This window comes from Pseudomonas sp. JUb52, from assembly GCF_004341115.1.
GTDB classification, from domain to species: Bacteria; Pseudomonadota; Gammaproteobacteria; order Pseudomonadales; family Pseudomonadaceae; genus Chryseomonas; species Chryseomonas oryzihabitans.
On the sequence record NZ_SLYS01000030.1, the window covers coordinates 1 to 10,001 of the forward strand.

At 57.8% G+C, this 10,001-nt stretch carries 12 protein-coding genes; 3 read left to right on the forward strand and 9 right to left on the reverse strand.

Annotated elements, in window-relative coordinates; translation table 11 throughout:
• From EC839_RS24420 to EC839_RS23830, 3 genes are all read left to right on the forward strand, one after another.
• The coding region (locus tag EC839_RS24420; RefSeq protein WP_218568256.1) for a hypothetical protein at window positions 1-308 on the forward strand (308 nt) is incomplete at its 5' end.
• A gap of 393 nt (window positions 309-701) precedes the next feature.
• Window positions 702-872 carry a hypothetical protein gene (locus EC839_RS24805; protein WP_017638570.1) on the forward strand — a complete coding sequence of 57 codons (171 nt, stop codon included), beginning with the start codon at window positions 702-704 and terminating at the stop codon, window positions 870-872.
• On the forward strand, window positions 869-1,171 hold the full coding sequence (locus tag EC839_RS23830) for a DUF3077 domain-containing protein (protein WP_009681603.1): 303 nt from the start codon (window positions 869-871) through the stop codon (window positions 1,169-1,171). The genes EC839_RS24805 and EC839_RS23830 overlap by 4 nt, the downstream gene beginning before the upstream one ends.
• Before the next feature lie 249 nt (window positions 1,172-1,420).
• Here the strand turns inward: EC839_RS23830 and EC839_RS23835 are convergent, their stop codons facing one another.
• From EC839_RS23835 to EC839_RS23875, 9 genes are all read right to left on the reverse strand, one after another.
• Window positions 1,421-1,780 (reverse strand): RidA family protein, encoded by a 360-nt coding sequence (locus EC839_RS23835; RefSeq protein ID WP_009681604.1) that lies wholly within the window; start codon window positions 1,778-1,780, stop codon window positions 1,421-1,423.
• A gap of 36 nt (window positions 1,781-1,816) precedes the next feature.
• Entirely contained in the window at window positions 1,817-3,187 is a 1,371-nt protein-coding gene (locus EC839_RS23840; RefSeq protein WP_009681605.1) for an FAD-dependent oxidoreductase, read from the reverse strand.
• Window positions 3,180-3,515, reverse strand: a complete 336-nt coding sequence (locus EC839_RS23845; RefSeq protein ID WP_081594548.1) for a (2Fe-2S)-binding protein — start codon at window positions 3,513-3,515, stop codon at window positions 3,180-3,182. Before EC839_RS23845 ends, EC839_RS23840 begins: the two co-directional genes overlap by 8 nt.
• Window positions 3,505-4,641: an FAD-binding oxidoreductase gene (locus EC839_RS23850; protein ID WP_017638571.1), complete on the reverse strand. Its 1,137-nt coding sequence runs from the start codon at window positions 4,639-4,641 to the stop codon at window positions 3,505-3,507. Before EC839_RS23850 ends, EC839_RS23845 begins: the two co-directional genes overlap by 11 nt.
• A gap of 92 nt (window positions 4,642-4,733) precedes the next feature.
• Window positions 4,734-5,528, reverse strand: coding sequence for an ABC transporter permease (locus EC839_RS23855; protein WP_026083549.1), 795 nt, complete (start codon window positions 5,526-5,528; stop codon window positions 4,734-4,736).
• Between the two features lie 11 nt (window positions 5,529-5,539).
• A complete protein-coding gene (locus tag EC839_RS23860; protein WP_009681609.1) occupies window positions 5,540-6,409 on the reverse strand; it encodes an ABC transporter permease in 870 nt (289 codons plus the stop codon).
• The gene (locus EC839_RS23865; RefSeq protein WP_017638573.1) at window positions 6,402-7,472 is read right to left on the reverse strand and encodes an ABC transporter ATP-binding protein; all 1,071 of its coding nucleotides are present in this window, start codon (window positions 7,470-7,472) and stop codon (window positions 6,402-6,404) included. The genes EC839_RS23860 and EC839_RS23865 overlap by 8 nt, the downstream gene beginning before the upstream one ends.
• A gap of 40 nt (window positions 7,473-7,512) precedes the next feature.
• Complete coding sequence (locus EC839_RS23870; RefSeq protein WP_009681611.1) at window positions 7,513-8,544, reverse strand: ABC transporter substrate-binding protein; 1,032 nt, start codon at window positions 8,542-8,544, stop codon at window positions 7,513-7,515.
• Window positions 8,545-8,789: 245 nt separating this feature from the next.
• Window positions 8,790-9,707, reverse strand: a complete 918-nt coding sequence (locus EC839_RS23875) for a LysR substrate-binding domain-containing protein (RefSeq protein WP_009681612.1) — start codon at window positions 9,705-9,707, stop codon at window positions 8,790-8,792.
• Between the last annotated feature and the right edge of the window lie 294 nt (window positions 9,708-10,001).

Consider the following 10,001-nt stretch of genomic DNA (forward strand, 5'->3'; position numbering starts at 1 on the left):
GGGAAGAGCAGCATCTCCCAGGTGAGTATTGCCACGACGACTTCGACTCAGAGCCACCGTTCGATCCCGAGCTTGAAGCCGCGATGGAGGCAGAATTCGAGCGCGAAATGGCGAGCGAAAAGCCAATCGCCGACGAGTTGTGGCGCGTCGACGAGGATTGCCGCCAATTCGCAGCACGCGGGCCTGGATGGCCCTACCAACATCACCGATCGGCTCAGGTTAGCCCATCCAGCCGTACGAACAGCTCGTCGATTGAGTACCGTTCCCAGTCCGGTACCAACGACGCGATGGCAACGCCGCAGCGATAACTCAACTTCCCATAGAAAGTATCCTACGCGCGCTGCAGACCTTTCCCTGTAGGGAAGGTCCATCAGGTCTAATTTCCTGGGGTCGTCATTTCGACGACCGGGTGTGAGAGCCCGCTTTTAGACCTAATGGCAGCTTTGTCATGGCAGCCGTGCGCGGGCAGACTTCGGTCTGGCCGGGTTCCTAGGTCTCCGGTCTCTCACCCCGCGTATGGCTGCCACCCTAATCCTGTGAGAGGGACTGGGAGACAGCTCCTGTTTGACCTAGGAGTTTCGCCATGAAAAAGATCGTCCCCGATCCGCGCATTACGCTACCCCCGGCAGATCATCACCACCCCCTACTTCACCATCCACAGCGACCTGACGCCCACCGATTCCCTGGCCTACGCTTGCGAATTGCTGCGCGGTCTCTTCGAGACCACCGACGACTATTGCTACGCCCATGCGAACGAGCCGGGCCACGGCATGCTGGTGAATGTGTTGCATTCGGCCGAGACGGCGAAGGCGCTGATCGAACTTGCGCTCGCCAAGCTGCAGGCCAGTGAGCGCCAGGAGGTGATGACATGAGCGCGCTTCCCGAGGCCGAGAAGGCCACTACCGCAGATGTGACGAGCTTCATCACGAACCAGAATCCGCCCATGGACTTGTTCCACATCAGCCCTGGCGTGCCCTGCGACTATGCCCTGGAACAGGCCTCGACCCTGTTGGGGTGCGTGCACAAGCTGATCCTCGCGGGGGCTGTGGATGAAGATGGCGACATGATCTGGGCCGCCTATTACCTGAGTGGGCTTGCCCAGGCGATTCTCGCGGATGTGGAGGCTGGGCGGATGCGGAACAAGCGGGAGAAGACTGTTCTGAAGGCCTAGAAATCCTGTGGGGAGTCCACTCAGCCCGCTGGGCTGCGCGATCGGGCGCGTAGCGGCCGTAGATGGCATGCCGGGTGCGATAGCCGCGGATATCCCCCCGGCTGATTGGTAAGCCGTGGGCGCAGCGGCGCACCTTGCGCCGGTGCGCGCGCTCACGCCAGTCAGAAGCTGTAGTTGAAACGCCTCATCACATTGCGCGGTGCCGTGAACACCGTACAGACCGGTTTAGCTGTAGTACTGCGAGGCGGCTTACTCAGCAACCGCGGCGGTCACGATGATCTCGACCAGCACATCCGGCGCGCCCATGTCGCACTGGGCGGTGGCGCGCGTGGGGGCGCAACCCGGTGCGGTCCAGGCGTTCCAGACCTCATTCATGCTGTCGAAGTCACGGGCCAGGTCTTTGATCCAGATTTGCGCTGTCAGCACCCGGCTTTTGTCTGAGCCCGCCTTCTCAAGATAAGCTTCAATTTTCGCCAATGTATCGCGTGTTTGGCCGGCGATATCTTGAGTGCGGTCATCGGCGGTCATCCCGCCGACATAAATCACACCATTATAAATAACGACCCGGCTACGGCGCGGGTCAGTTTCGATGCGAACGATATCACTCATATAGGCTCCTGGATTTTAGTATGAAGAACGGGCGAACTAATGTGTAAGTTCGCCCAGTAAAATAGGTTTGATAGGGGCGCGAACGCGGTAGTGGCCGACCTCGTTAGGATCGACGTTGCGCGTTTTCGCGATAATTTCGGTGACGGTTAAACCGCAGAAACGTCCTTGGCATGGCCCCATGCCGCAGCGGCCAAATGCCTTGGTTTGATTCGGCCCATGGCAGCCCAACGCTACATAGCTGCGAATCTGCCCAGCAGTCACTTCCTCGCAGCGGCACACCAGCACGTTATCGTCTGCGGGAATTCTATTTTCCTCTTGGGGGCGATAAAGAACATCCAGGAACTTTCTGATGCTCGTAGCGTTTTCCAACTGCTGAGCCAGTCCGGCCAGTTGATGTCCCAAGCCCTGCAAACTTCCAAGCTGCGCCCCAATTGCCAAGGCCGCCAAGCGTCCCTGTACAGCAGATGCCTTGGCGCCGACGATGCCTCGGCTATCACCGGCGACGTAGATCACGGTGTCGCCCAGGCGTCCATGCTCATCGGTATGCGGCAACCAGCAAAGTTGCTCGGGGCTCCAATAGTGCGCGGCGCCCGTCGAGAGGCTGAGTTGCGCATTCGGGACCACCCCTTGATGCAGTAACACCAGAGAAGACGCGACGGACGTGCGCTGCCCGCGATGTTTGAATTGAATGCCTTGGGCCGCATGGTCCCCCACGATTGCCAGGTCGGTAGCGCCCGAGTAAACCTTGACCCCGTGACGCTTGATCGACGCGAGCAGCTTCATGCCCTTGGCAAGATCACGCCAGCCTTTGAGCGCACCAGCCGCTTCGCGCAACGCCCGGACATAAGCCGACTGTGGTGTGGTGTCCACCAACGCCTTGATCGCCACGCCTGCCCTGAGGTATTGCCAAGCCAAGAGGTAGAGCAGCGGACCGCAACCGGCGAGGACAACGGGCTCGGTAGGCAGTGCACCAGCCCCTTTGAGCATGATCTGACCGGCACCCGCGCCCATTACACCAGGTAACGTCCAGCCTTTGATGGGGAATGGTCGCTCCATGGCGCCGCTGGCCAGTACGACATACTTGCCGACGATGTCTTCATTATGGCCATTGGCGATGTAATTGATTTCCCCCGAAGCGGCCACGTTCCAGACCACCGCACCGGTGATGTGGATAGCACCGCTGGCTTTGAATTCACGAGCAAGGGCTCGGCCTGCGACGTAATCCGCGCCGAGGATGTGTTGTATGGCTTCAGGAGCGGACTCGATCCGCCGATAGATCTGGCCGCCGAGCGCTGGTTGCTCGTCCAGCACGACCACCGTCAACCCCTGGGCGCGTGCCTGGCAGGCTGCGGCCATTCCAGCTGGGCCGGCACCGACGACCACCAGGTCTACCGGGACATTATTCATGGCACCCTCCCATTTCGCCGAGGTCCAGTGCCACAGCGCCGAGTTGACGCCTGATATGCATGCCGTCGCGCACCGGGACCATGCAACTTTGCCGTGCGGGTACGCCGTCGATTTCAACGAGGCATTCAAAGCAAACACCCATCATGCAGTACGGAGCGCGGGAAACATTACCGACGATACTGGAGCGGAAATCACGGGCGCCTTGGGTCAGCAACGCGGCAGCCACACTGATGCCCTCGGCGACGCGCAATTCTTGCCCCTCGAATGTGATTTTTACCGTCCGCCCAGCAGGCGCGTTCGAAACAGAAAAAAGCGGCTTAGTGGTCATGGGTAAAACTCGCGTTGGGGTCTAGGAATCTGTCGCTGTGGAACCCTTCGAAGTTCGGGGGTGAGGGTGTTATGCCCCCGACCCAGGGCCCGATGACGTAGGCGTGGATTGCCGCCAGTGTCACGCCGCTATGACAAATAACGGCATAGGCCCCTGGGCACGTCGTCGAACTCTGGTACACCGGGTAGCCGTCGGGGGTTAAAGGCCGAATGGCGCCCCATGCTCGAACGAGCCTCACATCCTTGAGGGCGGGAAACGTATCTACAGCCCGTTCGGCGAGCCAGCTGATCTTGTCAGGTGTCGTGCGATCATCCAGACCGACATCTTCTGAAGTCGAGCCGATCTGCACCGACCCTTCCTTGGTCTGCCGCGCCTTGTTCGTCGGGTAGGGGATAAACGGCTTGAGCCGCTCGGTGATCAGCACTTGCCCGCGCGTCGGGCGGGTTGGGGCATGCAACCCCACTTGCGATGCCAACTCGGAGATCCCGATACCGGCGGCGAGTACGAGCCTGTCGCTGTTCCAGGATTGGCCATCCCGGGAACGCGCCGTGAATTTACCGGTACCGGGGTCCTGCGAGACCGCAACAACGTCAACGCCAGAAATGATATCTGCCCCCTTCATTTTCAGACCCGCATGCAGTGCCCTGAGCAGCATCAAGGGGTTGGCGTGGCCATCATGAGTACCGAAGCTTCCGCCGACGACCTTGGGGCCTAGCCCAGGCAAATGCTGCCTCAGCTCTGCAGGGCCCATCATTTGATAGGGGATATCACCCACTGCTTTGTTGATTTTCTCAAGCAAGTCCGCCCGCGCTTGTACCTCTTTTTCGCTGAACCCAAGCCAGAAGCCGCCCGTTTGCTCAAGCCCCGTATCGACACCCGTCAGGCTGAGCAACTCCCGGTGCAGTTCCGGCCACTGTCTTACGGCATCGCGCGTCCATTGCGCATAGCGGGGCATCCCACCACCTTTGCTCGATAACCAGACCAGGCCAAAATTTCCCCGAGAGGCGCGTAATGCGGCATCCCCTTGGTCGAGGACGGTGACCTTAAGGCCCCTGCGCGCGGCACCGTAGCCAATTGCCGCGCCGACGAGTCCACCGCCCACTACGATCATGTGTTCTTTGCTCATACTTCACCTCCGCAACTGTGCGGCAGCTCTTGAAAAAAGGGCGAGCGGGTCCTCGCTGCCAAAGTCTTTGGAAGCGAAAAGTGCACCTGGGCCTATTTTTTACCGATTAATACTTTGTCCAAACCGACAATACGGTCTAGCAAAAACATGAGGATCATCGTTCCCACAATCATTACCGTGGAAACCGAAGTCGTCACCGGGTCGGTCATCAATGCGATCCGTTCATACAGGGCAACCGGAAGTGTCGTAGTACCCGGGGTGGAGACGAATATCGTCATGGTGACTTCATCGAAACTTTGAATGAAGGCCAATAACCAACCGCCGGCCACGCCTGGGAGAATCAAGGGAAACAACACTTTCCAAAAGGACACATATTTAGAGGCGCCGAGTGAGCGTGCCGCCAGTTCCGCATCGCGATCAATCCCGATGACAGCCGCCAGGGTAAGCCGCAGTGAGTAAGGCGTGACGATCAATGCATGCACCAATAACAGCCCGATGAACGAACCCGAAATCCCCGTCACTGAAAAGAACCTGAGAAACGCTACACCAAGCACGACATGAGGAATCATCAAGGGGGAGAGAATCAATGATGTAAGTGCTTCGCGTCCGGCGAAACGGTATTTGGCAATAGCTATCGCGGCGGGTACCGCGACAATGGACGCAATCGTCGCCGCGCCAAGCCCCAGCCACACCGAGAGCCAAAACGCATTGATCAACTCCGGGGCGTCCCAAATGGCTTTGTACCACCGCCACGAGGCGCCGTCGAAAGGCATCGATATATAGCCCTTGTCTGAGAAAGAGACCAATACAATGATCAACAGCGGCGCCACAATGAAACTGACGAACAGTGTGTGGAAGAGTATTGCAAAGGGTCCGTTACTTTCCAGGCTGCGATCACTCATACGAACACCTGCTTGAATTTTCGCTCGATCAATCGATTGCTGCCGATCACCACGAAGACAATGGCAATAAGCAAGAGCACCGCAATGGAAGCGCCCAATGGCCAGTTCATCGTGGAGAGAAATTCATCGTAGATCGCCGTGGTGACGACTTTGACGCCGCGACCGCCGATCATCGCCGGCGTGGCGAAGGCCGAGGCAGACAAGGTAAAGACGATGATCCCGCCAGACAAAATACCCGGCATCAGCTGCGGCAGCACAACGCGCCTGAAGGTGGTCACCGGGCCGGCCCCGAGGGAGCGGGCCGCATGGGCAATCTGGCCATCGACTTTTTGCAGCGTGCTCCATACCGAGATCACCATGAAAGGCATCATCACATGGGTCAGGGCAATCACTACCCCGGTCAGGGTAAACATGAGCTGTAGTGGCTGGTCGATCAGACCGAGTGCCATCAGCGCTGAGTTGATAAAACCTTCACGTCCCAACAACAGCGACCATCCCAACGTCCGTACCACCACGGAAATGAGTAACGGGCCGAGTATCACGACGAAAAAGCCACCTTGCCATGCGGGCCGCATGCGCGAAAGGATCAGCGTTTCAGGAACGCCAATGGCAATGCAGACGGCGGTGACGCCCAGTGACATCAAAGCGGTACGGGCAAACAGCTCGTAATAGAAACTGTCGCTGAGTACCTCCAGGTAACTGGCCAAGGTATAACTGTTTTGAGTGCCACTCATGGCGTCGAACACATTGAATGAAAGCATGCCAGTCAATGCGATGGGTACGACGAGCAACCCTAGAAACAACAGGAGCGCGGGCAGCGAGAGTACCCACTGAGCACCATTGGCGCGGTAGGTAGTGTCAGCCATGGGCGGCCTCCGCGGATACGACCTGCAGGTCGCCGTCGCCCCAACCGATGCCGACCGTTTCGCCTTCTTGAGGCTGGCGCTCGCCATTGTTCGGTGCTGTCATCTTCAACGCGCCCAAGGCGCTTTCGATTTCGTAATACCACAGGCCACCGAGGAACAAACGTGATGCAATACGCCCCTCGGCTTTCCCAACGCCGGGCGGGGTGAAGCGGATGCGCTCAGGCCGGATGAACAGTATGGCGTCGTCGCCCACCTTGAGCTGCTGCCGGTTCGCGGGCACGACGATGCCGTCCAGGTGGACCAATGCCTGTCCCTGGGAGATGGACTTCACCTTGCCCATGAGAATATTGGTCTGACCCAGGAAGCGCATGGCGAAGCCGGAGGTGGGCTGGTCGTAGACATCTTGAGGCTTACCCAGCTCTGCGATGCAACCGTCGGCCATCACAGCGATTCGGTCGCTCATTGTCATGGCTTCGACTTGGTCATGGGTGACCAAGATAGTAGTAATGCCGAGCCGGCGCTGGAGCGCCCGGAGCTCAACATGCATTTCACCCCTGAGCTTAGCGTCGAGGTTCGACATAGGCTCATCGAGCAGCAAGACACTCGGACGGATCGTCAAAACCCGTGCGATAGCGACACGCTGCCGTTGGCCACCGGACAACTCCCGTGGATAACGCGCCCCGAGCCCCGACAGACGGACCATCGCGAGCGCTTCTTCGACACGCGTCGCCAGCTCTTGTTTAGGCACTTTGCGCATCTGCAACCCGAAGCCGACGTTTTCGGCAACGGTCATATGCGGGAACAGTGCATAGCTTTGGAATACGATGCCCATGTCACGTTTTTCAGGCAGCATGCTGGTGATGTCGTTGCCACCGAGATGGACAGAACCCGTGGTAGGGGAAATAAATCCCGCGACCATCTGAAGTGTCGTCGTTTTTCCGCATCCCGAGCCACCCAGCAGCGAGATGAACTCACCGCTCTTAACCTCTAGGTCCAAGTTGCGCACAGCGGTAAAGCCGCCCGAATAGGTTTTCGAGAGCCCTCGGATAATCAAATTACTCATGGCCAATACTCACTATTATTATCATCGTCGAGAAAAGCGCTCACTCAACGGTACGGCTCCACTGTTTTGTCCATTCAGCACGTTTACGGTTAACGGTGTCCCAGTCTATCGGCACCAGCTGCGCAAGCTTCTCTTCGCCATAAGGGACCTCTTCGGCCAAACCCTCTTCGAGCTTGGCTTGCCGGTTGACGGGGCCGAAGCCCTCGGTGGCGAACTTGGCCTGCACACTGGGAGACGCCAGGTATTGAATCAGCGCTTGAGATTTTTCTGCGAGCTTATTCCCGGAAACTACACAGGCCGAAGCAATAATGGCGGGTGTGCCTTCTTTTGGATAAACAAACTCGATAGGAAAGCCTGTTTTTTTCAACGCCACGGCACGGTTGCTACCCCAGACAGCAATATCGATATCGTTGCTCTGGAACATCTGCGCTAATTGGGCATTCGAAGAGGTCCACGCCAATACATTGGGCGCGACATTTTCACGAACGGCTTTGAAGCCTGGGTCCATATCATGCTCACCGCCACCGTTGATGCGGGAGAACATGATCAAGGTATTTAGGCCGAACGTACCGGAGATAGGGTTGGAGGCGACGCGCTTGGCATATTTGGGGTCCGCGATGTCGGACCACGATGTGGGCGCCGCCCAACCATTCTTGGCGAAGACTGCTTTATTGTAGGCAATGCCCGTCGCCACCAGCCCGATACCGACCGCCTTACCCTTGAAGTTCGAGGCTGCGGCGATATCGTAGATGTCCTGATACACCGGCGACTGCGCCAAGTTATCGCACAGGCCAAATTGCACGGCGTAATGCATGGGGCCGTCGTCAAACAAGGCAACGTTGATTTGCTGACTGGCTCGCTGCGCTTGCAATTTGGCAAGGTTTTCACTCGAGCTGCCCGGCACATAAACGACGTTGACATCATGCTTGGCTTCGAACTCGGGAAGGATGACCGTTTCAAAGGTCTTTTGAAAGTCGCCGGAATACCCTGCGAAATAGAGCGTGTCTTGCGCATACGCGCCGCTGCTAAGCGTAATGGCGCTGGCCAATGCAAAGGTGTTGATTTTTTTCATGTCAGCTTCCCCTCCTCACGCGAGTTAACGAGGCAGTGGTCCGCCTCTGTTTTGACTCAATTGGGTAACATCAGTCGGCAGGGGCCCAGCTTCAATGCACGGACTATAATTGTTGTCTTCCAGGAGACGCTTAGCGCCCCAGTTCCGGCTGAACACAACGTTAAGGGGAGCAGCGGTGGACAAGCAAATAGAATATCGCCTTGGCCTATGCACTGGTGATATACCCCCCCTCCCGGGAGCAATCCCTACGCCGGCGCTTTACACCCGAGGCTCTCGAGTTCGCGGGCCAGCACGTCTTTGACGGTCGTCACGAAGTCTGAAATCAACCGATCGTTCGCGCGCTCTTTGGGGTAGATGATGTACCCCTGATGTTTTACGGTGGGCAGAAAAGGCCGCGTCACCATGCCCGAATGGCGGTAATCCAATGAGGCGAGCGGGTTCACGATCGATAGGCCTAGCCCCTGCATGACCAGCGAACAGGTGATTGAACTGTAAGAGGTCTCTAGGCGAATGTGCCGGTCAATACCGGCGTTTTCAAAATGGGTGTCGACCAGTGAGTAGCCATGTTCGGTGCGGGGCAGTGAGATGAAAGGCTCATTCGCCAGGTCCTGGGGGGTTATCACGTCCTTGCGTGCGAGCCGATGGTCTGCAGGCATCACGCAGACGGCGTCTACCTCATACAGGTGCTCATAGGCCAGGCCATAGTTGTTATTGACCTGGGAGACCAAGCCGACATCACAGGTTTGATCTTCAACCCAGCGTGCCACTGTCGTTGCGTGGCCGGTATGGATGGACACGCTGACTTCGGGCAGATTTTGACAAAACTGCTGCATCACCCTGGGCACCAGGCCCAGCGCAAGCATCTGTACTGCGGCGACCGTCAGCGCGCCACCGCTGAACCGCTTGATCCGCTTGGCGGCTTCGTCCAGATGGTGCAGCCCCGCAAAGCTTCGTTGTACCTCCTTGAAGAAGGACCGGGCGTCACTGGTGGGCACCAGTCGCCCTGGCAATCGCTCGAAAAGTTTCAAGCCGGTTTTTTGTTCAAGCAGCGCAATCGCTCTGCTCACATTAGGTTGTGAGGTGTGCAGCGTCTGCGCGGCCGCAGTGGTTGAGCCCGACAACATGACGGCCCTGAACGCCTCAATTTCAGAGAACCTCATCATGGAAAAGTCTCCAATATCGCTTTCTCCACAGCGCCAATATTCAGCTTGCCGGTATGCCGAATCAGTGTTTCAGCCTCTCTCAAAGCAATCACCCCCAATGCAGGACTCGCGCAGCGCTGCGTTAAACGCTTAATGTACCCCAGGTCCATCATCACACGGCGACGGGATGCCGCTTTGTGCGGCCTTGACGGACCAGGTGTTGGTGCACGACGCGCTATCCGAGGTAGGAATTGGATAGAGCTCCAAGTTATGTCATCTGTCACACGGATTTTCCGTCAATGCGCACGGACGCCT

Excerpts from the sequence above, each read along its gene's own strand:
- EC839_RS23830 (WP_009681603.1), top strand. The coding sequence starts at position 869 with ATGAGCGCGCTTCCCGAGGCCGAGAAGGCCACTACCGCAGATGTGACG.
- EC839_RS23835 (WP_009681604.1), bottom strand. The coding sequence starts at position 1,780 with ATGAGTGATATCGTTCGCATCGAAACTGACCCGCGCCGTAGCCGGGTC.
- EC839_RS23840 (WP_009681605.1), bottom strand. The coding sequence starts at position 3,187 with ATGAATAATGTCCCGGTAGACCTGGTGGTCGTCGGTGCCGGCCCAGCT.
- EC839_RS23845 (WP_081594548.1), bottom strand. The coding sequence starts at position 3,515 with ATGACCACTAAGCCGCTTTTTTCTGTTTCGAACGCGCCTGCTGGGCGG.
- EC839_RS23850 (WP_017638571.1), bottom strand. The coding sequence starts at position 4,641 with ATGAGCAAAGAACACATGATCGTAGTGGGCGGTGGACTCGTCGGCGCG.
- EC839_RS23860 (WP_009681609.1), bottom strand. The coding sequence starts at position 6,409 with ATGGCTGACACTACCTACCGCGCCAATGGTGCTCAGTGGGTACTCTCG.
- EC839_RS23865 (WP_017638573.1), bottom strand. The coding sequence starts at position 7,472 with ATGAGTAATTTGATTATCCGAGGGCTCTCGAAAACCTATTCGGGCGGC.
- EC839_RS23870 (WP_009681611.1), bottom strand. The coding sequence starts at position 8,544 with ATGAAAAAAATCAACACCTTTGCATTGGCCAGCGCCATTACGCTTAGC.
- EC839_RS23875 (WP_009681612.1), bottom strand. The coding sequence starts at position 9,707 with ATGATGAGGTTCTCTGAAATTGAGGCGTTCAGGGCCGTCATGTTGTCG.